The organism is Leuconostoc suionicum, assembly GCF_001891125.1.
Classification (GTDB): Bacteria; Bacillota; Bacilli; order Lactobacillales; family Lactobacillaceae; genus Leuconostoc; species Leuconostoc suionicum.
In genome coordinates this window covers 674,487-700,117 of sequence record NZ_CP015247.1, presented here as the reverse complement: position 1 = coordinate 700,117, position 25,631 = coordinate 674,487, and the positions used below count along the sequence as shown (strand labels likewise).

Genomic DNA, 25,631 nt, shown 5'->3' with positions numbered 1-25,631 from the left:
TTATCCACAATCAATCTCCAAAAAAGATATTTTCATTTAAACGCTTTGGTGAGCGGTATACCGTCTAAGACGTTTTCAAACTCCACATCAAGTAATTGTGCCATGGTGGGTGCTTCATCCACCAAGCTCGCTTCTTCAATTGTGCCATGCGCAACATCTGGTCCGGCCATCACAAGGGTAGTCTGATAGCCTACTTTATCCGGCCTAAATCCATGCACTGCTTTATAGCGGTCGCTTTGACCTAATTCCTTCTCATCTGTCGGTTCCACAACTACGGGTCGGTCAACTTCATCTGTAAAGAAAAAACCGTTTTGTGCTTCAACAATAAAAGTGGCTTCTGGATCAATGTGCCACTTAATAATATCTGCAGAGGTATATATCATTTCAATACCTGGTACTTGCTGTACAACATCACGTACCTCATCTACTAATGAAAGATCTTTTATATAAATATACGTAGACCCATCAGTTGTTTTGGCTAATACTCGCCAATCATTTGCAATCAGCCCTTTGTCAGTCACAGTAAGCCAATTATTAATGGCAAACAACTTGTTCAAATGTATCATATTTTCAACGTCAATTTGAAAATGATCACCTAAAACAACGAAATTGGTTTGGTCAAAAGTACCTGCATCTTTCGTCGCTTGAATAATATCACCAAGGTTACTATCTAATCTTTTTAAAGCCTCATAAGCTTCTTTAGAACGCACCCCATATCTGTGCCGATGCGAATCCATATCAACTAAATGAATAGCTGTCATATCTGGCTTTTTGTGTTTAATTGTATCTGCTGCGGCTTTTGTAATAAATTGGTCTAACTGTGGTTGTGCAATTCCTTTTCGAAATTTACCAAATTTTCTATTCATGTCAAACAAAAAATAAGGTGAACTAGCATGAAACGACACAAAATATTGGTTGGTCCAAATTCGGTTAGGAAAAATTTCAGCAATATTCCATGTAATTGGCGCTTTGGCTGAAACCGGCCATAAAAAGGCTGCTGTTTTCAATCCCTTGTTGTGTGCCAAATCAAATAAAGTTGGCGTCTTGATGTCTCGCGCATACCAAAACCAGTCTGGTGAATCCCCTAACTCCGGCTGGATTTTTGTATTGTTTACAATGCCATGTTTGGCGGGATAAACACCAGTCATAATAGTTGTATGTGAAGGATAAGTTAGTGTTGGGTAAATACCTTCAACTTTTTTTACATGGGTTCCCCGAGCGATTAAAGCAGCAACATTAGGCATCAAATTAATGTGCTCTGCAATATCTTCAGCACCCATAGCATCAAAAGATACAATTACTAACGGGTTTTTAATAGTCATGAATTTCTTCCTTCTCGTCAAATTACAAATATTTATATTTCATTTATTGTAGCACTGATATGATAGACGTTCAAAAATATAATATTAGTATTTGAGTACTAAACTTTAACTTAAATTCAGCACTAAATAGACCAATCCATAAATGGTGGGCATCTTATGATCATTTAAAATCCATATAACTATTGCAACTTATAATAATCTAAAATAAGGTCACAATAAATAAGGAGAAGTTTATGCCAGGTTTTTTTATCATCATTTTTTCAGTATTATTGTTACTAATTTATATATCATTCCGTCTGAATGATATTCACTTACTTGTATTTGTCAGCACTGTTTTGATTATCCAAATTGGATTTTGTGCCTTTGCGTTTTTCTTATTCAAACGTATATGATAGGTTACACTACTGATTTTTCAGTTAATCGTCCTCTTCTGTTTTGTAAAACTTCCGATTATCTAAGCCAAATACTTTATCGGAAAATGATCCTGAATTTGTTTTTTCTAAAGCCCCCGTCATCATTTGAATCCCTGCATCCAGCTCATCCAGTTGATGAAGAACTTCTGCTTCCATTAATGCCGGACGAACAGGCGATCCAAACTCTAGTAAACCATGATGTGCTAGAACCACATGACGCAAAATAATCATTTCCTCACTCTGCAAATCAAAATGTAACTCGTTTGCTGCTAAAACAATTTGCTCATCAATTAACGTAATATGACCAATTAAGTTTCCGGCCAATGTATATTGTGTAGCGATTGGTCCAGAAAGTTCGATCACTTTCCCCAAGTCATGTAGCAAGGCACCAGAAATCAGCAAATCCTGATTAAGTTGCGGATATTGTAAAACAAGATTCTTTGCTAGTTTAGCAATCGACAAAGAGTGAAATGCCAGTCCGCCTCCAAATGCGTGATGATTCATCTTTGCGGCAGGATATTTTAAAAACAAATCATTATATTGCGTAAATAATTTTCTAACTAATCGATTCCAGGTAGGATTAGCAATTGACAAGATAAAATCACTAAGTTCTTCGCTCATTTCGGCTTCTTTAATTGGCGCATGAGTCATAAAATCTGAAGGACTATCAGGTTCCCCAGCTTCAGTTAGTCTGACGTGAGTAATTTGTATCTGAGGCTGATCACGATATGATCCCCTAACGCCTTGTAAACTAACGACTTTCCCAGGAATCAAAGTTTTAATTTGTTCATCAGTAGCATCCCAAAGATTACCAGGTAAATCTCCTGAACGATCCGAAAACAGTATACTGATATAAGTTTTCCCTGTTTTCGTTAAACGTACTTCTGCAGCTTTGATTAGTGCAAAATTATCAATGTGCTCTGTATCTTGATACTCTGCTAATAATTTTTTCATCTCACGGCCCCTTACCAGCTTAATTAGTTATAATTCTATCACTTTGTCGAAGTGTTCGTTATGAATAGCAGCTGTCCAATAGATAACTTGCTGATTGCGACCAATATCAGTTAATAATGCTATAACATTTTGTTTACGACTTAAATCAAAATTAACAAATCCATCATCTACTAGAATAGGCATATTAATAATATCCCGAATAACTTGGCTTAACGCTAAACGAAAGGCCACATAAAGTTGTTCTTGTGTCCCGGTAGATAATTCTACTACACTAAACTTTTGTCGATCATTTCTCACGACCTGCAACGTATTTTTATCGAATTGAATGTTTACATATCGACCATCTGTAAGTTTTTGAAAATAGTCCGTTGCTAGCTGCTGCATCTTTGGAAAGCGATTTTGAGATGCATCTTGCAGGGCTTGATTTATCCATTTTACGCTCATTTTTTTTGCTAAATATTCGCCAAATTGTTGTGTGAGCTCTGTTTTTTGGTTAGCAAGATCTTGTTGTAGCATCATGAACTGATCGTTACTAGTCCGTTGCTCCTGCTGCGCTTTGTAATGTGCAATATCGCTCTGCAATTCAAAGGCCTGCCTTTGGAGTATCGTTAAATAATTTTGCTGTTTTTCCTTCTGCTCAAGCAGTTGTGCTTCGTTATCATAATTTAACAATTCTTGGCGCGTACTTTCGTCAATTTGGTTCATGATATCTTGATAGCGCTGCTTTAATTGTTCATTTTTATTATATCGATTTAATGTGTTTTGCAGTTCGTGCAAATCTGTGACATGATATTCTTTAAAAATTGTTTTCTGTTCGTTCAACTTCTCAGACAACTTTTCCTGTTGTTGTTGTATCTCAGTGACAATTTGATTTTGCTGTTGCACATACATGCTTCGTTTACTTTGCTCTGAAAGGCTTTCTTGTTGTTGAACACTTATTAATTGCGCAATGGTTAATTCTAATGAATCCGAAAGAATTTGAATATCAAGCTTCAGTGCAATTGGCTGTAACATTTGAATAAGATCATCATATTGACCTTCAATTTGTTCATCTAAGCTTTGAATATCAATTTTTTGTTGTTCATATTGATCTATCTCAGCCTGTATCTTCTTAATGCTTTGTATATTAAGCGGGCTATAAGCCTTTTGAATCATTTGCCGTATTTGATTTTGCTTCTGTTGCTTATAGAACAGACCTGCGGCTACAATTAGTGACAAAATAACCATCCACAGGGCAGGCCAGTGCATTATAAAAATACTAACAAATAAGATTAAAATTAACGCACCAGTCGACAACAAATACACATTTGAAGAGGATAAATTTTGCAACTCACTGTCTGTTAATCTTTTTGGCACATCCCTCTCAAACTGAGCTTCAATTTGTTCCTTTTGTTTTAGCAAATTCGCACGTTTTTCAGTATTCACTGCCAAATTCCGTTGCGCTACTTGTGCTTTTGTTAAAACCATTTGGTCGGTATTATCGTCACTCACTTCGTGAGGCACTTCAATAGTTTTTAACGTTTCATTATGCCGCGAAATACTGTCATTCAAAGAATCAATTTCGATTTGCAATCGTCGTGCTTGCACGACCTGTTTTTCATCAACAGATGGTACATTTTCGATTTCTATTTTTTTAGCTGATTCAAACAATTGGTATTGTTGTACTAACTGTTGTATTTCTTGTAGTTGCTGACTAACAGTAAGAATTTTTTCTTCTTGCTCATGTTGCTTGCTTTCTAAATCAGTTAGTATTTGTTCTGTCGACATGAAATCATCTAATTCAGCACTTTTTTGATGTAATTCTTCCGTTGCATTTTCATATTCTTTAATGGCAATATTTAAAGGTCTTTTATTTGCCCGCGGAGCAAATAGTTTATCAGCAGACTTATCAAATTCATCCATGACATCTAACCAACCTGTGCTTCCTACAGCACCAATATTTAATAGCAACCTTTGAAAATCCACTGATTTGATTTGAGAAATTCGGGTTAGGTCTTCTTGGTTAAAATTAAAAATATCGTCAAAAGCTTCTCTTGTGAGTGGCGATAATTTTTGTTTCAGCCACTTTTCTGGATCAATAATTTCCGTTTGATTAATTAAGCGTGTAATTGTCAAAGTTGTTTTGGTACGATTCAAACGCGTTATTTTGACATCACCCTCTTCTGTTTCTAAAATTAGGCTACCACCGTATTGGCTTCCGTCCTTTGGATCGTAAACGTTATGGCCATTTTTTTTCGTTTGAAAACCAAACAGGACACCTACAATAAATGCTCTTAGGGTTGTTTTTCCCGACTCATTTTGTCCGAAAATAACCTGTAAACCATCCGATAAATCAAAAGCTTCTTGCGACCAACGGCCAAATCCGCTAATTTCTAAGCGTTTAATCTTCATTGTTTTGTCGCCTTTCTGCGATTAATTGCTCCATAGCATTTTGAAGTTCTTCCTGACCATCATCACTCATGAAATGCTCACGAATAAACACAGGAACTTGACTCGGCAAGTAATTAGTTATGTTAGACTCTTCAAACACCTTCTCAAGAGCGCCCGTCCAGTATTGTTGATCAATATTGTCAGAAACTAATGATGATTGTCCAGAATTAGCAACACTTAAACGAACTACCCACATGTTAGTTGGTAATTGATCACGAATTTTGTCTAATGTCACACCGCCATTAATTCGTTCAATAATGGTTGCATCAATCTGAGCAGTTATAGTGATTGACCAAAAAGTTATTTTTTCATTTTTGAGACTGATAATTTGATCAATTAGGTCAGCCTCATCTATCATTGACGAAATCGTCATACTATTCCAATTAATTGATGCAATATTTTTAAATTCTGGAATCAAACGTTGGTTCTCAGAGTGAACCAAGTAATAGCCTTTGTCCCCGGTTTCTTTACGATTTAAGCCCTGTAAAACGCCAGAATAACCAATAAACGGCTGTTCATTTAGCGTTTGACGTATATGAATGTGCCCCAAAGCCCAGTAATCATAGTTCTTTTGCAACATATCACTCAAGGAAAAAGGAGCATAAGGCTCACCAGCAACACCAAGTGCACCATGATACAAGCCTATTTGATAGTCAGCATCCCCCTTGCTGGGAAAATCATCAATGATTTTTTCAGTTTGGCGTTGAGTTTGGTAACTAAATCCCGTCAGCGCAACTTTTTCTCCTGAATGAAGTATTTTAATTTTTGTTTCTACTTCTTGAGGAAAAACGTGGATATTGTTTGGCCAAGGCAGATGATTTCTTGTATCTGCCTCAAAGTCATGATTCCCAAAACTTAAAAAAACATCAATGTTCACATCTGAAAGTCGTTGGAATTGTTTGCTCACTACTTCTTGAATAAATGGACTATTCTCCGCTGAATTATATAAATCTCCTGGGAATAAGACAAAATCAACCTCAGTAGAAATAGCATCATCAATTAATTGCTCAAATGCCTTAATTGTCGCTGTTTGAACTGTTTTTTTTAGGGCAAATGGCAACTGCTTATCCAGACCAGAAAAAGGATTTCCCAAATGTACATCACCCGCATGAATAAATTTCATATAATCTCCTAAGCGAATATTTGTTCGTATAAATAAGTATACCTAAAAAAATACCGCGATTCAACTAAAAAAACGCTCTTTAAAGCGCTTTTGGGCTATTATTTTAATGCTTAAAATGTCTTGTGCCACTAAATATTAGAACAACTCCTAATTCATCAGCTTTGGCAATTGAATCTTTGTCCTTTATGGATCCGCCAGGCTCAACAATCGCTTTGATACCATGTTCTGCTGCATACTGAACAGAATCATCCATTGGGAAAAATGCATCTGAAGCTAATACTGCTTCATCAAACCCTGGCTTTTTTTCTGCTTTTTGGATTGAGTAAACAACTGAATCAATACGATTAGGCTGTCCCGCACCAATACCCAATGTTTGTCCATTACGAGCGACAACAATTGCATTTGACTTCACATGTTTCACTACTTTTTGAGCAAAAATCATTGCTTGTAACTGTTCTTTGGTAGGCTGTGCTTTTGAAACCACAGTAAAGTTATCTTCAGATTCGCCAACCAAGTCACGCTCTTGTACTACTACACCACCTAATACAGAAGTAACTTCTAGTTTCTGTGGAATGTTCGTTGTAAATGGCAACGTCAGTAAACGAAGATTTTTCTTAGTTGCTAAGATTTCATATGCTTCCGGTGTAAAGCTTGGCGCAATAATAATCTCAAGGAAGATAGCATGCATCTTTTCTGCAGTCGCCACGTCAACTTCACGATTAAGCGCTACGATACCACCAAAAATTGAAATATCGTCAGCAGCAAAGGCTTGATCCCAAGCAGCTTCCAAAGTTTCTCCCTGCCCTATTCCAGCTGGGTTCATATGCTTAACTGTAACAACTGTCGTTTCTTCATACTCAGCAATTATTCTAAGTGCTGCATCAGCGTCACGAATATTGTTATATGACAATTGTTTACCATGTAAAATATCAGCATTCAGAACCGAATAAGCTTCAGGTAAGGCTGTCTTATAGGCAGCAGCTGGTTGATGTGGATTTTCCCCGTAACGCATATCATCAAATTTTTCGTAAGGTAATGTTAGATTTTCAGGAAATGCTGTTTCCGTCAAATAATTGGCAATCAAAGCATCATAGCTAGCGGTATGTTGGAATACTTTTGCGGCCAACGACTTACGATATTCACGATCAACTTCGCCAGCTTTCAACTTATTGACAACAACGTCATAGTCTTTTGGATCAACAATTGGCAAAACTGACGCAAAATTTTTGGCAGCAGAACGTAACATTGAAGGACCACCAATATCAATGTTTTCAATTGCTTCCGCCTCAGTAACACCTTCTTTTTGGATGGTTGATTTGAAGGGATATAAATTAACAACTACCATATCAATCGGTGTGATATCAAATTCTGCTAATTTTGCCATGTGCTCTGGTAAATCACGACGAGCAAGCAAACCTGCATGGACACGGGGATGCAAAGTTTTTACACGCCCATCCAGCATTTCTGGAAAATCAGTTACCTCATCAATTGAGATAACAGCTAAACCAGCATCTGCCAATACCTTATGAGTACCGCCAGTAGATACCAATTCATAACCTAATTCAACTAAATTTTTGGCAAAAGGGATTAAACCACTCTTATCAGAAACGCTAAGTAATGCTCGTGTCATTTTAAAAATACTCCTTCATCTATTAACTTTGCAAGTGTGTTAGGATACAACACATGTTCAACATTATGAATGCGTGTCTCAAGTATATCAATTGTGTCATTAATCAGGATTGGCACAGCTTCTTGAGCAATTATCTCGCCAGTATCAATGCCATTATCCACAAAATGAACAGTTACCCCAGTCTCTGAAACGCCGGCTTCAAAGGCATCTAAAATACTGTGCCTTCCTGGAAAATTAGGTAACATGGCCGGGTGGAGGTTGATAATCTTCCCCGAATAGGCATCGATTAACTTTGGCGTCAAAATACGCATATAACCAGCCAATAAAATACCGTCAACTTGATCTGTTTTAAGTTGATTAATAATGACCTGTTCCGCTTCCGTCTTCGTTTCATAATTCGAATATTTAATTGCTGTAGCAGGAATACCAAATAATTTTGCTAAATTCAGGGCACCAGCAGTTGATTTATCAACAATCAAACGCACGATTTCAGCATTAAGCCCTCTTTGTAAAATCGCATCATTTAATGCTTGGAAGTTGGTACCCGTCCCAGATGCAAAAACTGCTAACCTTACTTTTCTCACCATGGTTCATTACCTGTAAAGACAACTCGTTCCTTCTGAGCAGGCGTTATTTTACCGACTACATAAGCTGTCTGACCTTGTTCTGTTAGTAATGTCATCGCATCAGCTAACTGTTGTGGCTTTACAATCAAAATCATTCCGAGTCCGTTATTAAAGGTTAATAACATGTCTTTTACCGACAGTGTCCCCTTGGCTTGTATTTCAGAAAAAATTGGTAAAATAGGCCATGAACCCCAGTTTATTTCTGCAGAAACATTTTCCGGCAATGCTCTTGGTAAGTTTTCAATGATTCCTCCACCGGTAATATGCGCCATTGCCTGTATTAATTTTGCTTCCACAAGTGGCCAAACAGTCTTAGCATATAAGGCGGTTGGCGTCAGTAGTGTTTCTTTTGTTTCAGACGATAATTTATTGAAGTCCTTATCAGAATGAATATCAAAAACCTGACGTACTAATGAATAGCCATTAGAGTGAATTCCAGAAGACGGCAAACCAATCAAAACATCTCCTTCAGAGACATTTTTTGCCGACAATAATTGTTGTCGCTCTGCAATACCAACAGCAAAAGCAGCTAAGTCATAATGCTTTTCCGCATATAATCCCGGTAATTCAGCGCTTTCACCGCCAATCAAAGCCATATTTGATTCTTTAGCAGCTTTGGCAATGCCTGTGACAATTTCAGCAACCACTTCTGGTCTCATTTTATCCACAGCTAGATAATCTAATATAAAAGCAGGTTTTGCTCCTTGAGCTAAAATATCATTGGCCACCATCGCTACTAAATCCTGGCCAATTGTATCATGTTTATCCGCAGCAATAGCTAGCAATAGCTTTGTCCCTACACCATCAGCGCCTGAAACTAAAACTGGATCCGTGTAGTCTTTTCCTAAAGCAAACGCTGCCCCAAAGCCACCAATACCATCCAAAACTTGGTCATTATACGTAGCCGCCACTGCATCTTTCATTAGGTCAACGGCACGTTCTCCAGCTTTAATATCAACACCAGCCCTTTGATAGGCGTTTTGCTCACTCATATTTCTACCCCCTGAATTGTTTGTGAATCTAAGTGAATAGTGCCATCTGATAAAAGCTCTTGATGTCGTAGTGATGCCACTTGACGGGGATGATAAGTAGTAGTTGGCTCTGGAACAAAATCAACTTCTCCAGCATGCACAAATTTATCTAGACTGGCTTTATAATCATAAATGGGGCTTGGATAATGCCCATCAAAGTAAGCGGTCGTTAGCCCAGTTCCTTCTCCATCATATGGTAAGTCAATTGCCTTAACCAGCGCATCAACTGACAAAAATCCAAGTGAATCAGCTTCAATCATTTTTGTCATTTCATGCAATGAATGATTTGCGCCCATCAGTTCTTCTGTTGTTTGCATATCAATACCATAAAATGACGGAAATTTAAATATAGGGCTCGCAATTCTTACATGAACTGATTTAGCACCAGCCTCTTTTAGCATACGTACAATAAACATTGACGTCGTACCACGAACAATTGAATCATCAATCAAGACAACATTTTTTCCAACAACAACATCACGAACAGCGCTTAACTTCATGCGAACAGCACGCTCTCTTTTATCCTGTGTTGGCTCTATAAATGTTCGCGCAATATATTGATTCTTAACCAGCCCCATTTCATTTGGTAAACCACTGGCTTCAGCAAATCCAGCCGCTGCACTCAAACTAGAGTTTGGGATGCCGACAACAATATCTGCTTCTGGAACGGGTTGTTCCGCTGCTAAGGCTGAGCCCATTCGCTTACGTGCTTTATGCACATTCACACCATAAATCATTGAATCAGGGCGAGCAAAATAGATATATTCCATCGAGTCAATATTTAAGGTGGTTTTATCGGTATATGTATCGATTGTTAAACCATTGTCGTCGATCGCGATTAGTTCACCAGGTTGTACATCGCGCACGAACTTGGCACCAACAACTTCAATAGCAGCTGTTTCAGATGTAACAATGTAGTGACCATCCGGCATTTGACCAATGACAAAAGGTCGAAACGCGTGTGGGTCCAACGCAGCAAACATCCCATGTGGTGTCAATAGCAAGAACGCAAATCCACCGTGTACAATGTTTAAAGCTTCTTTTAGTTTATCAATAAATTTGTCTGCTTTAGACCGGCGAATTAAATGCAATAAAATTTCAGAATCAGAAGATGATTGAAAAATGGCTCCTTCTTCTTCCAAATTTTCACGTAATGTGAGTGCATTTGTCAAATTACCATTGTGCGCTAACGAGATTTGCATGTCATGAAAATTCACCATCAAAGGTTGGATGTTTTCTAACCCATTAGATCCGGCTGTGGCATAACGCACGTGACCAATAGCACTTTTCCCAGCTAATGCTTCAATGCGAGATGTGTCTCGAAAAACATCACTCAGTAGACCTAAACCACGTTCCTGCCACAAATGACCATTATTGTTAGCAACAATACCAGCGCCCTCTTGACCACGATGTTGTAATGCATGCAACCCATAGTATGTTAATTGCGCCGCATCGGAGCGACCCCAGACGCCAAAAATGCCACATTCTTCATTCAAACTACGCACATTAAGACGTGATGTTTCATTTTTTTGTTCGTTCATCATCGTTACTCCGCGTTTAGTTTCCATGCGATGCTCTCCTGATAGATTTTCTTCGTTTCGCTGAATGACAATTGAATATCGCTTGTTGTCGTTGTAATATTAATCGTATCATCTGCTGTAACCACACCTAATTTTGTTACTCGGTCACCGGCTAGTGATTCAAATGTTGTTCTATTTTCAGGTGACACACTGACTACAAAACGACTGGGTGTTTCTGAAAATAAATACTTATCGGCTAAGTCTACCGAGATATCAAAACTGAGATTTCCAGCAAAGGCGCTCTCAAGAAGACCAACGACTAATCCACCTTCAGATAAATCATGCGCACTATTAAGGAGACGTTGATCAGTGACATCTAGAATGAACTGTTGCGCTGCTAACTCGTCCTCATCATTAAAATCAAATAATTGACCGGCAATGTGTCCCGTTTGCATCTTTTGAATTTCTGAACCGTTAAAGCTATCTTTCGTTCGTCCTACAAGATAAATACTATCACCTGCTGATTGAAATGCGATTCGTGTTGCTTTTGTGATATCTTCAAGCAAACCAACCATGCCAATCATTGGTGTTGGGTAAATTGCTTGCCCATCTGTTTCATTGTAAAGAGACACGTTTCCAGAAATGATTGGTGTGTCAAGCTGTTTAGCCACGTCATTAATCCCAGCAACAGCTTGATCCAACTCATAATAAACTTCTGGATTATCCGGTGAACCAAAGTTCAAGCCATCCGTAATGCCAATTGGCTTTGATCCAGTAGATACAATATTTCTGGCCGCTTCAGCAACTGCCATTTTGGCACCCACACGCGGGTTGAGATATAAATAACGAGCATTAACATCTGTTGTCATCGCTAATGCCTTTTGCGTATCACGGATACGGATTAGTGCTGCATCCCCGCCGGGCTTAATGGCGGTATCGGCACGCACCTGTGAATCAAAGTGACGGAACAACGATGCTTTGGAAGCTATTGTTGGCTGCGCGAGTAATGTTAATATCGTTTCTTTGACATTACCCATGTCTGGCTCAAATTGATCATTCGAAAGATTTGCCAATCTTGCTGGTTCGGCCATTGGTAAGTCTTGTTTTGGTGCATGTGTCAAAAAGTCAACAGGTACATCTGCAACAACTTCATTTTTAAAGTTTAATCGATAACGACCATCATCGGTAACTTGACCAATGATTACAGCATCTAAATCAGCTGATTGGAACAAGTCAATAATAGCTTGTTCTTCACCCTTTTTAACAACAAGCACCATGCGTTCTTGTGACTCTGACAACATTAGTTCATATGGCGTCATTCCTGTTTCACGTTGAGGGACCATATCCAAGTTCAGATTAATGCCCATACCTGCTTTAGCAGCCATTTCAGAACTTGATGATAGGAGCCCAGCTGCACCCATATCTTGAATACCAACAATAATATCGGAGTGCTCACGTACTGCCTGCAGTGTCGCATCCATTACTAGCTTTTCTAAAAATGGATCACCAACTTGAACAGCCGAACGATCAGACTTTTCTTCACTTGAGAACTCAGCAGAAGCAAATGAGGCGCCATTAATACCATCACGACCAGTTTTAGCACCAACATAGATAATTGAATTTCCTATGCCTTTAGCTTGTCCAACCTGCATAGCATTTTGGTCCATCAAGCCAACAGCCATAACATTTACCAACGGATTGCCAGCGTAAACGCCATCAAAACCAATTTCGCCTCCTACTGTGGGAATACCAATCGCATTGCCGTATCCCGCAATTCCTGCTATGACACCGTCAACAATATGTTTTGTATGCGCATTGTCTAATTCACCAAAGCGTAGTGAATCCAGTACAGCAATAGGTTGGGCACCCATTGAAAAAATATCACGTAAGATACCACCAACTCCGGTTGCTGCCCCCTCGTACGGTTCAACAAATGAAGGATGATTATGACTTTCAGCCTTAAAAACAACTGCTTGATTGTCGCCAATGTCTAAAATCCCAGCACCTTCACCTGGTCCCTGTAAAACGCGTTCGTTGGTTGACCAGAATTTGCGCAAAATTGGCTTTGATTTCTTATAAGAAACGTGTTCCGACCACATTCCTGAAAAAATGCCTGTTTCAGTAAAATTAGGTAGACGCTTTAACTCCTTAACAATCAAATCGTATTCTTGTTCTGTGAGACCCCACTCTATATAAATTTTACTGTCACGTACTTCTTCGGGTGATAATTCATTTGTTGTCATTATATTAGGCTCCTGCTAGAATGCCGCTCAAAATACTTTTGAAAAAGTTCTTACCATCTTCGTTACCAGTCACTGCATCAACTGCGCGCTCTGGGTGTGGCATCATACCAAAGACGTTACCATTTTCATTCATAATTCCTGCTATATCATGTGCTGACCCATTGGGATTATCCACATATCGGAAAACAATCAGATTGTCCTCTTCAAGTTTCGTCAATGTTTCTGCATCGGCATAATAATTTCCTTCTGCATGCGCCACAGGAATATTAATTATTTCTTCAGAATCATAAGCATTTGTATAAGCAGTATTTGGATTCGCAATTGAAAGTGCTATCTCATCGCAAATAAATCCTGGTTTTTTATTTGTTAATAGTTGTCCAGGTAATAAACCAGCTTCTGTCAAAATTTGAAATCCATTACAAATGCCAACAATAAGCTTGCCATCATTAGCCGCCTGTGTCACAGCACTCATGATTGGTGAAAAACGGGCAATTGCTCCTGTACGCAAATAATCTCCGTATGAGAAACCACCTGGTAAAAAGATTGCATCATATTCTTTTAAATTATTATGTTTTGCAGAAACAATTTCTGCTTCAACACCAAATTCTTGCAATGCATGTAACATGTCAAAATCGCAATTTGATCCTGGAAAACTAATAACCGCAGCTTTCATGATAATACCTCGTCCTCATCTACCAAAGATAAATCAAAGCGGTAGGTTTCGGTATTTTGATTGATTAATAGGGCATCAGTGAAACTTTCAACTTCTGAAGTGGCAGCATCAACATCGGTTGCTTTCAGCTTAATTTCAAAATATTTTCCTTGTGATACTTGCTCGATTCCGCTATAATCCATACGATTTAACGCAGCTTTAATCACTTCTCCTTGTGGATCAAGGATTGATGGCTTGTATGTGACATATATTTTTGCTAAGTACATATTATTTCTCCAAATTTTCTAAGCGTGATAAAACATCACGATAACCAACAGTAACATCACCAGCATGTTTTCGAAATACATCTTTATCAAGTGACTGACCTGTTTTTTGGTCGACCAAACGCATATTATCTGGTGACAATTCATCAGCCAAGATTAACTTCCCCTCGCTATCACGACCATATTCTAATTTAAAGTCGACTAAGTTAATATTAATTTGATCAAATATTTCTTTGAGCGCTTGATTAACTTCTTGGGCATAAGCTCGTAATTTTGTGAGTTCAGATAATGTGGCCAAACCAAGAGCTAAAATTTGAGAATCATTCATAAAGGGATCATCTAGCTTATCTGATTTATAGTAAAATTCCTGAACAATAGGTGATAACTTTTGCATAGGTTTTGCATCGAACTTACTAACAAAATGCCCGGATGCATAATTTCTGGTAACTACTTCAATCGGCAAGATATCAAGAGCAGTGTCAAGTTCATCTGTTTCTGAAATTGAAGAGAGAAAATGATTATCAATACCCTGACGAGTTAAATAATTGAACAATATATGTGAAATAGCACTGTTCAGTCTTCCCTTTTCAGGAATATCCTCATGTACTTTACCATTCAGGGCTGTTGCTTGATCCATATAATGAACCCACAAAATTGTAGGATTATCTGTGAAATAAACTTGTTTTGCCTTACCTTGATATTTCAGTTCCCCGCGAGTCACTGTTTTGTCTTCGTATTCAGTTGCGCTGCTCATGCAAGTCACCCCATTCTTTTAATTTTCGACCATTTTCTGTTCCTAGTACCGTAATATGACCCATTTTACGATTAGGTTTAACAGCCAATTTACCATAATCGTGAAAATGCCATTCAGGATGATGAATTAAATCTTCTCTAGCTTGGGTTAGCTCATCGCCCAACAAATTCAGCATTGTAGCCGGGCTTTGCAACTCAATTTTTGGTATAGGTAAACCGACAATACTTCTAATATGTCCTTCAAACTGTGATACATTTGTCGCTTCAATACTATAATGTCCAGAATTATGTGGTCGCGGTGCTAATTCGTTAACCCACACTTCCTCGTCAGCGACAAATAACTCAATACCAAGTACGCCACGCAATTCAAGTGACTCAGCGATATTCTCAGCAATTGCTTCAATTTTATTCTTGAGTGCCAATGAAATGTTAGCAGGTGCTGTTGTCGTTTTTAAAATGTGATTTTCATGAATATTTTCGACAATCGGCCAGGTCACAATTTGCCCATCTTGGGAACGTGAAACCATAATACTTAGCTCTTGCTTAAAATCCACAACTTGTTCTAAAATTAATTGCGTATCTGGAAAATCTTTTTCAAGATTAACAATATCTTGCACTGTATTGATTGACCACTGACCATGTCCATCATATCCGCCACTCACTGTTTTTAAGATAGCTGGTAAAGCTACCTTTCGTAAATCTTCGGGTGAATTTACTTCAATAAAATTTGTGACTGGTACTTTAGCATCATCTCGAATAAACTTTTTTTCAGTAATGCGATTGCTTGTAATTCTTAATAGTTCAGTACCTTGCGGCAATTCTGCATCGCTTTGCTCATTTAATGTATCTCGATCAACATTTTCAAATTCATATGTTAACACTTCACTTCGCCGTGATAATTCATTTAATGCTTCGACATCATCATAATCAGCAACTATCTGAAAATCCGATACTTGTCCAGCTGGAGAGTCTTTCGTCGGATCCAAAATTCCGACACGATACCCCATTTCCTTTGCGGAAAGAGCCATCATTTGACCAAGTTGGCCACCGCCAATAATACCAATCGTTGCCGGTGGTAAAATTGCTCCTGTCATATCAATTCTGCCTCGCTTTCAATAGAAGTCTTTGTTTGGCGTTCTCGATATTCATTCAAGGCCTGCAATATGTCATCATCATTTAAAGCAATAATTTGCGCAGCTAGAATTGCCGCATTTTTTGCACCTGCATCGCCTATCGCAACCGTAGCAACGGGGACCCCCGCTGGCATTTGAACAATAGAGAGTAAAGAATCCAGTCCATTTAGTGCCCGTGATTGCATCGGCACGCCGATAACTGGTAGCGTCGTATTAGCTGCCAGCATACCAGGCAAATGAGCTGCACCGCCGGCACCAGCAATAATTATTTGAAGCTTATTGTCTCTTGCTTGTGCGCCAAACGCTTGTAATTCTTGAGGCATGCGGTGTGCTGAAATGACATGTTTTTCGTAAGTAACACCTAATATATCCAAAATTTCTGTCGTTTTTTTCATGCTGGACCAATCACTAGTTGATCCCATAACAACTGCAACTTGAGGCATATTCTTCTCCAATGTGTACATTCTTTGTAATTTGCAAGGTTATCGTTCGTTTACAATTACAATTTAACAGATTTTTATACATTTGTGTTCGTTTTAAAATAAGAAAATTCACAATAATCAAAAAAGAGTTCGTATATAACGAACATTTTTGACTTTTATTTATTTTTATCCGAACGTTAGCAATGTATGCGTTTACAAAAACATCAAAACTGAACGTTCGTCTAAAATTTTGAGCAATAAAAAAAAGCATTTCTGCTTCTACGAAATTAATACTTTTCTAAATATGAATCTGTTTCCCATTGAGAAACATACTGACGATATGATGTATATTCAATCTTCTTTGCTTCAATAAATTTGTCAGCAATATGTTCACCGATTGCTGCACGAACAACCTCATCAGCTGCAAGTTCACGAACTGCCGCCAACAATGTATCTGGCAAATCTGTGATACCGGCACGCTCACGTTCAATTTCATCCATCAAGTAAATGTTCTTATCAACTGAAGCCAGTGGTTCCAACTCACGCTTAATACCATCTAATCCTGAAGCAAGAATTGCTGCAAGGGATGTATAAGGGTTGGCGGTTGGATCAACTGAACGTAGTTCCAAACGTGTTGATTGCCCGCGTGACGCTGGAACACGTACCATTGGTGAACGGTTTGAAGCTGACCAAGCAACATAAACTGGTGCTTCAAAGCCAGGCGTCAAACGCTTATATGAATTAACAGTTGGGTTTGCCAAAGCTGTAAAGGCTGTAGCGTGTTCCAAAACACCACCCAAGAAGTTATAAGCTGCTTTTGAAAGTCCCATTTCATCAGAAACATCTTCAAAGGCATTACCTTCTTTAGTGAACAAAGACATGTTTGTGTGCATACCTGAACCATTAATACCAGCAACTGGTTTTGGCATGAATGTTGCAAAGTAACCATTCTTACGTGCAATTGTTTTAACAACGAGCTTGAATGTCTGAATGTTATCTGCCGCTTCCAATGCCGATGCATACTTGAAATCAACTTCGTGTTGACCTTCAGCAACTTCGTGGTGAGCTGCTTCGATTTCAAAGCCCATCTTTTCCAATGTCAAGACGATTTCACGACGAACATTTTCACCCATATCCAAAGGTGCCAAATCAAAGTAGCCGCCCTTATCATTCAATTCTGTGGTTGGGTTCCCTTTTTCATCAAGCTTGAACAAAAAGAATTCAGGCTCAGTACCAACATTAAATGAAGTAAATCCAGCTTCACGTGCTTCTGTCAACACAGTACGTAGTGCGTGACGAGGGTCACCAGCAAACGGTTCACGATCCGCTGTATAAATATCAGCAATTAATCGTGCTACCTTACCGCCGTGTCCGTCAGTCGCCCATGGGAAAATCATGAATGTTGACAAATCAGGATATAGATACATATCTGATTCATTAATACGTACAAATCCTTCGATAGATGAACCGTCAAACATTAGATTATTGTCTAACACCTTATCTAACTGTGATGTGGGCACTTCAACATTTTTAATAGCGCCCAAGACGTCTGTAAAGGTTACGCGAATAAACTCCACGTTTTCGTCTGCCACGATTTGCTTAATTTCTTCTTTGGTAAAAGTTTTGCGAGCCATGATTGTCCTTTCTTAATGAGCCCCGAATCGTCCCAGTTGGGCGAATTCTTTTTGTAGTGAACGGCGTAGTGCTGCTTCTGAATCTTGTTTTTCTTGTGCTTTACGGCGTTGCTTGGCGAAAATTTCTTGAATATCTTTGATAGAGTCTCCAGCATCCAAAAAATCACGAATCTCGAGCAAACGATCAACATCATTTAATGAAAAACGTCTCTGGCCACCTTTGCCGCGACCCGGCGCAATTAATTTCTGTTGTTCATAGTATCTAATCTGACGATCAGTCAATAACGTGAGCTCGCGTACAGTACCAATTGGTAAAATTGATAAATTACGTCTCAATTCGCGTTCGCTCATCACAATACCTCCGCTTAAGATACTTTTATTCTAAACGAAGTTAATGGCCTTTGCAAATTATGTGTCAGGTTTCCTAACATTGAATTTAGTTATAAACCAAATTGAATATTTTCGGTTTGGTGACTAATTGTACTCAGTTCAACTTTGACCTTTTTCAACTCCTGGCGACCAATTGTTTTTAAAAACGCCTCCCCAGTTGCAAGATTTGCTACTTGGTCAATTAGGTCCTCTTTGATGATTAATAAACTTTTCATTTCATTTCGTGTGTTTAGTCGCTGCACGATAAAGCTTCCAAATTGTCCGAGCAACTCGACAGGAACATCCAACGGGCTTTGTGTACTCATCATCAAATCCAACCCTAGTTTCCGTCCCTCACGTATTAACGAAAAGATGCCGTGATTGCCATGCCCATTATTTGACAAGTATCGATGTGCTTCATCAATAAAGATTGTTACGGGAAAGCTTGGTCCAGTAAGTTTTGCTATGCTCATCATCTGCATAGTCAGAATCTCAACAAGTACTTGATTTAATTTTTGTTCGTGACTAAACAAAGATAAATCAATAATCAAACTCTGTTTGGTCGCCTGACGTGTTATAAATAGTCGCAGTAAATAATCGACATCATAGTGCACATTTCCTTGTTTCATTGATCTTGACAATAAAGTACGAATTTGTTTATTTTTTAAGGTTTGCTTTAATTGGGCAAGGCTTGACCATGCTTTGGCAATAGCTTCCTTATCATAAATTTGGCCTAATAATGAAAAATCAGCACACTCATCAACATACGGCGTAATAAACTCTTCTTGCAATTGATTAGCCAGCAAACTTAAATCAAAGTATTTATCCTTGATTTTAAGTTGTTCCACTAGGTTATCATGTTCAATTTGGCTTCTATTGATTTTTTTATAGATTCCTGGTTTAACTACAACATTGTTTTGTATTTGCAAACTTTCAATTGCAGCGGGTAATTTGCCCAGCAACGATTCATCTGTAATATTTAATAGATGAGCAATTTGATCACTCGTTAAGTGAGTAACATCAAAAAAGCCATCATTCCCCAACACGATACGCTGTACATTTGGTATTGTACGAAATTCACCTGTTGGATCTAATACAATAACATTCTGCTGGTTCTTTTTAAGTTCTTCTATAATGGTTAGCGCAGTCGAAGACTTTCCGCTACCGGTAACACCAGTAATCAGTAAGTGCTGAGATAATAATTCATCAGCAGAGATGGGCAAATATTCTTGTGCTTTCACATCGAAAAATTGTCGCTTAAATATTAGTGAGGTATCCTTACGTTTTTGTTTATCCATCATTTTTATTCCTATATAAAGAAAAATTTTGACACTATTTTTATGCTTTCGCTTATTATAGCGCTGTTCACAGTATAAATAAATGGTAATAAATTTTATTTATCAAAAAATGGTTTCATTATCTGAAACCATTTTTATTCAGTCAATTCATTTTTTTGTTCCACCAGCATCACCATTTGCGCCTTCTTCTATTCCTGGATTCCACCAACTCACACGGGCATTAGTATTGCGTACTTTCAAATTAAATTCACTAACCAATTTTTCGGGTGCATTACGCCACGTATACGTTTTTTTCAATTCAGCATGAGTGATAATTCGATACGTCGTTGAAGGAAAAAGACAACTAATAATTGTTAACTGTGCTTTCTTAGTTGGGTTTAACACTGACACCTCTGTTGATGAAACTGTATTTTGGCTAGTAATTTCGTACCGATAAATCCCCTTGCTATTAGCCAACAAAATACTTTTCCCGTTTAACCATGATGACCCCTTCAACTTGCCATCCTGTAAATACGGTGAATCATTATTGGTTGTCTGTTGCAACGCGCTAAATCCAGTCTGACCATCATTAAAATTGTGGGCTGCTAATCCATAGTTCCCTTGCCCCATAACTGGCTTTTGTTTCCCCTCTGGGTCTTTTTCGGATTTATTCGCGTAATTTGCACCAAGGTTCAGTCCTTCATCACTATAGGCATCATTATAAATTGGTAATAAAATATTTCTACTTGGAATTGCTACAAATCCTTGTTTTTCAAAATTTTTTGTTGCATTTCGCATAACCATTTTTCGAATAAGGGCGCGCGAAGTTGTATCCTCTGCTGCTTTTTTATTAGCCGTTTTGCGTTCTTGTTCATGAATTGGTTCTAAGATGGCTGTTTTGATGCCAAACACATTTTTTTGGTATAAGTAAGAGCCCCCAAGGACAAGCAACGAGATAAAACTTGTGGCAAACAGTGCATCATAAAACAAATGATGATGACTAAACTTCTTATGACGTAGTCTAGAAATTACGAGTTGACCAGCAGCAACTAACAAAAAGATCATCACGAAAACCGCAACATATATCCCTATTTTTTGCATGATCTGCCATACTGTCATGTCGCCACTAGACGTCACCGCTAATACTGAAGGCAATTTTATCATCATAATAATCCGTCCTCACCTGAATTCTTGTGATCCCTACTTTGCATCGTACCAAGTGTCACCATGATGTGCATCAACTTTCAATGGTACATCTAATGCAACGGCTGAATCCATAACATTCGTGACAACTTCGGTTAATTCATCAATTTCGTCTACGGGGGTTTCAAAAATCAATTCATCGTGTACTTGAAGCAACATTCTCGCCTGTAAATTATTCTCTCGTAAAGCTTCGTTAACCTTTATCATCGCAATTTTGATAATATCTGCCGCTGAACCCTGTATGGGCGAATTCATCGCAGTTCGTTCTGCGAATGACCTTAAATTAAAGTTCTTTGCTTGAATATCCGGCAAATAACGTCGCCTATGGGCAATTGTTTCTACATAACCGTGTTCATGTGCAAAAGTCTTAATTGTGTTCATCCATTCATGAATTTGAGGGAACTCTTGGAAATAAGTATCAATAAAACGTTTCGCCTCGGCGCGTGGAATCCCTAAATTATTAGCCAAGCCATAATCCGAAATACCATACACAATACCAAAATTCACAGCTTTAGCCGTACGACGCTTAAGTGGATCAACTACTGCATCATCGGCTAAGCCAAAGACAGCACGAGCTGTTTCGGCATGTATGTCCTCGCCGTTTAGAAAGGCTTTTTGCATGTTTTTATCACCTGTAACATGGGCCAAAACACGTAATTCAATTTGAGAATAATCGGCACCAAATATTTGCCAGTCCGGATGACTAGGAATAAATGCTGTTCGGATTAAGCGCCCTTCTTCTGAACGCATTGGAATATTCTGCAAATTAGGATCAACTGATGACAATCGACCAGTTTGTGTCAAAGTCTGCAAAAATCGTGTGTGAATTTTGCTGTCCTTAGGATATATAACTGAAAGCAGTCCGTCAATGTAAGTTGATTTCAGTTTTGCTAGTTGACGATACTGCAAAATATGGTCCACTATAGGCGCTTGCGGTGCTAGTTTTTCTAAAACATCCACAGCCGTTGAGTAGCCTGTCTTTGTCTTTTTAATCACTGGCAAACCCATTTTTTCAAACAACAATACCCCTAATTGTTTTGGCGAGTTCAGATTAAACTCTTCACCAGCTTCAATATAGATGGCAGATTGAATATCAGCTATTCGCTCGGATAAATCCTTGCCTTTATTTCGTAAGTATTCCGGATTGACCTTAATGCCTTGATATTCCATATCAGCTAAAACAAACGCTAATGGTAGCTCAATGTCCGTATATAGATGGGTCTGTTCGTGTTGCTTTAATTCTGTGAACGCTGGTTTTTCTAATTTGAAAAGTCCATCCGCTTTATGAGCAATGTGCGACAATAAGAGATTGGTATCGGTTGGCACCGTGAATTTGGCGCCTTTACCATAAATATCTTCATCAGGTGCCAAGTAAACATCAAAACGCTGTGCTAAAGTTGACAAAACATTATCATTAGCTACCGTATCAAGCAAATAAGCAACCAGCATAAAATCAAAACTCACGCCCTTAAGTGCCAAACCAAGTCGCTTAAATAATACAAGCTGTGCTTTAACATTGAAAACATTTTTTAAAATCTGGTCATTCTCAATCACTGACTTCAACTCTTCGGTCTGTAATAAAGAGATGTCACGACTAGCATAGTAGCCAACTTCTGGATTACCAATGGCGAAACCAATCATTTCACCCTCGTGATAATTATCACCCACAAATTCAATATGAACTGATATCTTATCACCTAGCATCGCAATTGCTCTTAAATTATTTTCTTTTAATTCGACAAAATTTACACCATTGTCAAATTCTTTTGTATTCTCAAGTTGTCCAGATTTACGTAATGCTTTTATTTTAGCTAAATGTTGTTTGAAATCCAAATTTTCATAAAATGGAATAATCTTCTCAAAATCGACACCTCTATATTCCATTTCTTCAAGCGGTAAAGGTAGTTTGGCATCAGTTAAAATTGTAGCTAATTCACGTGCTTGGAAGGCTAATTCACGATCATTGATCAAATTGTCCTTCATTTTTGACTGCTTCATTTTATCAATATTATCATACAAATTGTCAATGTTATTATATTCGGCAAGTATTTTTAATGCTGTTTTTTCGCCCACTTTTGTAACACCGGGATAATTATCAGATGTATCACCTGTCAACGCCTTCTTATCAATAATTTGGTCCGGTGTAAGCCCAAATTTTTCTTTTATATAAGCTGGTGTATAACTTTCAATATCTGTTACACCTTTTTTGGTCACGTTTACAGTAATGTTTTCCGTGGCTAACTGTGTCAAGTCCTGGTCGCCAGTTACAATAATGACAGAATATCCTGCTGCTTCACCCATACGTGAATAAGTTCCAATGATATCATCAGCTTCTAAACCGGCCTGTTCATAATTCCGCAAGCCATGCAACATAACCATTTCACGTAAATATGGAAACTGTTCTTTAAATTCCTCTGGTACTTTAGAACGGCCGTCCTTATATTCAGGAAATAACTTCCCACGATGTGTTTCTTTCCCAGAACCAGCATCCCAAGCCACTAATGCTAAATCTGGAGCCATTGGATCTACAATTTTATCTAAAAAGTTATTAAAAGCAACTAATGCATTTGTATGCAACCCTTCATGCGAGATCATACGATCTAACTGATTGTACATCGCATAAAAAGCCCTAAAAGCCAGCGAATTGCCATCAATAAGTAATAGTTTTTTATTGGTCATCTTAATGTCCCATCTTATATTTATCTATATTAAGTGTAACACACGTTGATATGTCACTTAAGTATAGTAATTTCTTATAAACCAGTTTTTGCACGCATTTTATGTTATTACTAGTCAAAAAGATAAAAAACTTTTAGCTAAATTCACCAGCTAAAAGTTCTACATACTTTATATTTAGTTAAAAATGCTGCTTATTAGCAAAGATTATTTATTATCAACATTGCTCATCGAATAAAACAAGTCGTTCTCACTGTCAGTTTCAATATTAAATAATAAATCATCTTCTGTCGAATACTTTAACAATGAATAAGTGCGTCCACTATTTTCAAATTCAAACTCAACACTTGTTTTATCCGTGTATACATGAAGCTTGAAGACATTTGGATTAACGACACCGCTTTGTTCAACAAATGTTTTATTATATTCAGTATTTGCATCACTATCAGCAATATTTTTTGTTTGTCGTGTTACCGTGTAATATCCGGTATCCGCATTATAATTTAGCTCAACGTTTGAATCTTTTTGCTTGAATGATAAATGAACATTTCCACAGACAGTCCCCTTCTTTTTATTTGTCATTTGTAAATAGAAGTTTTGACTTGTCCAGCGTTGAGCATTCAATAGTTGATAATAGCCATCGTTATCCTTAGATAACTGACTCGTATTAATCGTGTCTTTAACTGTTTGTGTTAAACTACCGTAGGGTTTAACCAGTGAAGATATCATTGTGTACTCACCGTTGACTTTGGTTAGATTCAATTGGTGCGCTAAAGATAATGAGCCCAACTTATATGATTGTTCATTATTCGCATCAACTATTTTTTTGCATGAATACCCCCAATTACCTAGCCAACCAATCGACAATATATTCGTATTATCCGCTGTTTGAAAATAGTTACTAGCATAATAATCTGAACCATCATCAACACGTTTTGGTTGCTGTTCAGCGACAAATACACCATTATTGTCAAGGTGCCCAACCATATAATAAGAACCACTTGTCTGTCCGTAATTGTAGCCATTAGCACCGAAAAACATCACAGTTTTAGTTATCCCCGTAGTTGTATCACTCATTGTTTTTAGGTTTGGACATTCAATCAATCCCAAATCTTTGCCATTTAAGGCACCGCTGTTCAATACTGTAGCACCTACATAGTTGAAGTTTTTACCATCATCGCTAGTGTAAACGCCAATTTTATCATCTTCAGCAAGATACATCGTTATTTTTTTAGTTTCTTTATTGAAAAAAACGTATGGATCTCTAAAGTGAGCTTTTGCGGATGACGCAGACATAATGGCTCCATCGGAGTAAGGTTGATAGGTCACACCATTGTCAATAGAATAAGCCACATATTGTTTTTGTCCAGTTGGTGTATAACTAGTGAAGTAAGCAATTATTGCTTTTTTTGGCAAATCAGAAAAAATTTTGTTCGTGTTTTTAATTACTGATCCAGTAGCAACTGCTTCCCATTTATTCTGAAACTTAGGGATAGCTACTCCTAGTTTTTCGTAATGTACAAAGTCTTTTGTCTTAACATGATACCATTCCGTGCCGTCGTCATCATGCTTATAATTCAAATCAGCTAAATAGTAAATATGGTAGTATCCCGATGAGTCCTGCCAAATACTCTGTACGTCATTCATAAGTCCTTGCTCAATATTATGATGATAATATTGTTGATACTCATTTGATGTCAAAGTCCCTGCCTGAACAGTTGAAGTGCTGATGAAAAATAGTGAAAATATTGCTCCGGCTACCCTTAGTAGTCTAGTAAATGTCATAAAAATACTCTCTCCCTTAAATTTGCGCATAAGATTTATTTTACCTGAAACATTTTATTTGTCAAACGTTAGTCATTTTAGCTAAATAAAAAGAGCCACACAATAGGTAAGCATGTGGTCCCACATTCAAGAGTGTGCATTTTTCGGTAGA

The 25,631-nt window shown here is 37.9% G+C and carries 20 protein-coding genes; all 20 read right to left on the bottom strand.

Annotated elements, in window-relative coordinates; all coding sequences use genetic code 11:
* Positions 1–32: 32 nt before the first annotated feature.
* The 20 genes from A6B45_RS03595 to A6B45_RS03500 all read right to left on the bottom strand — a co-directional run bounded on the left by A6B45_RS03595 (position 33) and on the right by A6B45_RS03500 (position 25,480).
* Entirely contained in the window at positions 33–1,322 is a 1,290-nt protein-coding gene (locus A6B45_RS03595) for an alkaline phosphatase family protein (protein WP_072613380.1), read from the bottom strand.
* Between the two features lie 416 nt (positions 1,323–1,738).
* Positions 1,739–2,689 (bottom strand): 3'-5' exoribonuclease YhaM family protein, encoded by a 951-nt coding sequence (locus A6B45_RS03590; RefSeq protein ID WP_072613379.1) that lies wholly within the window; start codon positions 2,687–2,689, stop codon positions 1,739–1,741.
* Between the two features lie 27 nt (positions 2,690–2,716).
* Positions 2,717–5,080 carry an ATP-binding protein gene (locus A6B45_RS03585; protein ID WP_072613378.1) on the bottom strand — a complete coding sequence of 788 codons (2,364 nt, stop codon included), beginning with the start codon at positions 5,078–5,080 and terminating at the stop codon, positions 2,717–2,719.
* Positions 5,070–6,242, bottom strand: a complete 1,173-nt coding sequence (locus tag A6B45_RS03580) for a metallophosphoesterase family protein (protein WP_072613377.1) — start codon at positions 6,240–6,242, stop codon at positions 5,070–5,072. Before A6B45_RS03580 ends, A6B45_RS03585 begins: the two co-directional genes overlap by 11 nt.
* Positions 6,243–6,345: 103 nt before the next feature.
* Positions 6,346–7,872, bottom strand: a complete 1,527-nt coding sequence (gene purH / locus A6B45_RS03575; RefSeq protein WP_072613376.1) for a bifunctional phosphoribosylaminoimidazolecarboxamide formyltransferase/IMP cyclohydrolase — start codon at positions 7,870–7,872, stop codon at positions 6,346–6,348.
* Positions 7,869–8,459 carry a phosphoribosylglycinamide formyltransferase gene (gene purN, locus A6B45_RS03570; protein WP_072613375.1) on the bottom strand — a complete coding sequence of 197 codons (591 nt, stop codon included), beginning with the start codon at positions 8,457–8,459 and terminating at the stop codon, positions 7,869–7,871. Before purN ends, purH begins: the two co-directional genes overlap by 4 nt.
* Positions 8,453–9,490, bottom strand: coding sequence for a phosphoribosylformylglycinamidine cyclo-ligase (gene purM / locus A6B45_RS03565; protein ID WP_072613374.1), 1,038 nt, complete (start codon positions 9,488–9,490; stop codon positions 8,453–8,455). The genes purN and purM overlap by 7 nt, the downstream gene beginning before the upstream one ends.
* On the bottom strand, positions 9,487–11,097 hold the full coding sequence (gene purF / locus A6B45_RS03560) for an amidophosphoribosyltransferase (RefSeq protein WP_072614470.1): 1,611 nt from the start codon (positions 11,095–11,097) through the stop codon (positions 9,487–9,489). Before purF ends, purM begins: the two co-directional genes overlap by 4 nt.
* Positions 11,076–13,292, bottom strand: coding sequence for a phosphoribosylformylglycinamidine synthase subunit PurL (purL, locus tag A6B45_RS03555; protein WP_072613373.1), 2,217 nt, complete (start codon positions 13,290–13,292; stop codon positions 11,076–11,078). Before purL ends, purF begins: the two co-directional genes overlap by 22 nt.
* Before the next feature lie 4 nt (positions 13,293–13,296).
* On the bottom strand, positions 13,297–13,965 hold the full coding sequence (purQ, locus tag A6B45_RS03550; RefSeq protein WP_072613372.1) for a phosphoribosylformylglycinamidine synthase subunit PurQ: 669 nt from the start codon (positions 13,963–13,965) through the stop codon (positions 13,297–13,299).
* Positions 13,962–14,231, bottom strand: a complete 270-nt coding sequence (gene purS / locus A6B45_RS03545) for a phosphoribosylformylglycinamidine synthase subunit PurS (protein ID WP_004164272.1) — start codon at positions 14,229–14,231, stop codon at positions 13,962–13,964. The genes purQ and purS overlap by 4 nt, the downstream gene beginning before the upstream one ends.
* Position 14,232: 1 nt before the next feature.
* Complete coding sequence (locus A6B45_RS03540) at positions 14,233–14,982, bottom strand: phosphoribosylaminoimidazolesuccinocarboxamide synthase (protein WP_072613371.1); 750 nt, start codon at positions 14,980–14,982, stop codon at positions 14,233–14,235.
* Positions 14,966–16,075, bottom strand: coding sequence for a 5-(carboxyamino)imidazole ribonucleotide synthase (purK, locus tag A6B45_RS03535; RefSeq protein ID WP_072613370.1), 1,110 nt, complete (start codon positions 16,073–16,075; stop codon positions 14,966–14,968). Before purK ends, A6B45_RS03540 begins: the two co-directional genes overlap by 17 nt.
* Positions 16,072–16,557: a 5-(carboxyamino)imidazole ribonucleotide mutase gene (purE, locus tag A6B45_RS03530; protein ID WP_072613369.1), complete on the bottom strand. Its 486-nt coding sequence runs from the start codon at positions 16,555–16,557 to the stop codon at positions 16,072–16,074. Before purE ends, purK begins: the two co-directional genes overlap by 4 nt.
* A gap of 266 nt (positions 16,558–16,823) precedes the next feature.
* Complete coding sequence (glnA, locus tag A6B45_RS03525; RefSeq protein WP_072613368.1) at positions 16,824–18,170, bottom strand: type I glutamate--ammonia ligase; 1,347 nt, start codon at positions 18,168–18,170, stop codon at positions 16,824–16,826.
* 12 nt (positions 18,171–18,182) lie between these two features.
* The gene (locus A6B45_RS03520) at positions 18,183–18,521 is read right to left on the bottom strand and encodes a MerR family transcriptional regulator (protein ID WP_010289022.1); all 339 of its coding nucleotides are present in this window, start codon (positions 18,519–18,521) and stop codon (positions 18,183–18,185) included.
* Between the two features lie 89 nt (positions 18,522–18,610).
* Positions 18,611–19,840, bottom strand: a complete 1,230-nt coding sequence (locus tag A6B45_RS03515; RefSeq protein WP_072613367.1) for an ATP-binding protein — start codon at positions 19,838–19,840, stop codon at positions 18,611–18,613.
* Between the two features lie 144 nt (positions 19,841–19,984).
* Positions 19,985–20,983, bottom strand: a complete 999-nt coding sequence (locus A6B45_RS03510) for a class A sortase (RefSeq protein WP_081371159.1) — start codon at positions 20,981–20,983, stop codon at positions 19,985–19,987.
* 33 nt (positions 20,984–21,016) lie between these two features.
* The gene (gene polA, locus A6B45_RS03505; RefSeq protein ID WP_072613366.1) at positions 21,017–23,698 is read right to left on the bottom strand and encodes a DNA polymerase I; all 2,682 of its coding nucleotides are present in this window, start codon (positions 23,696–23,698) and stop codon (positions 21,017–21,019) included.
* Positions 23,699–23,902: 204 nt separating this feature from the next.
* Positions 23,903–25,480 (bottom strand): glycoside hydrolase family 32 protein, encoded by a 1,578-nt coding sequence (locus A6B45_RS03500; RefSeq protein ID WP_072613365.1) that lies wholly within the window; start codon positions 25,478–25,480, stop codon positions 23,903–23,905.
* Between the last annotated feature and the right edge of the window lie 151 nt (positions 25,481–25,631).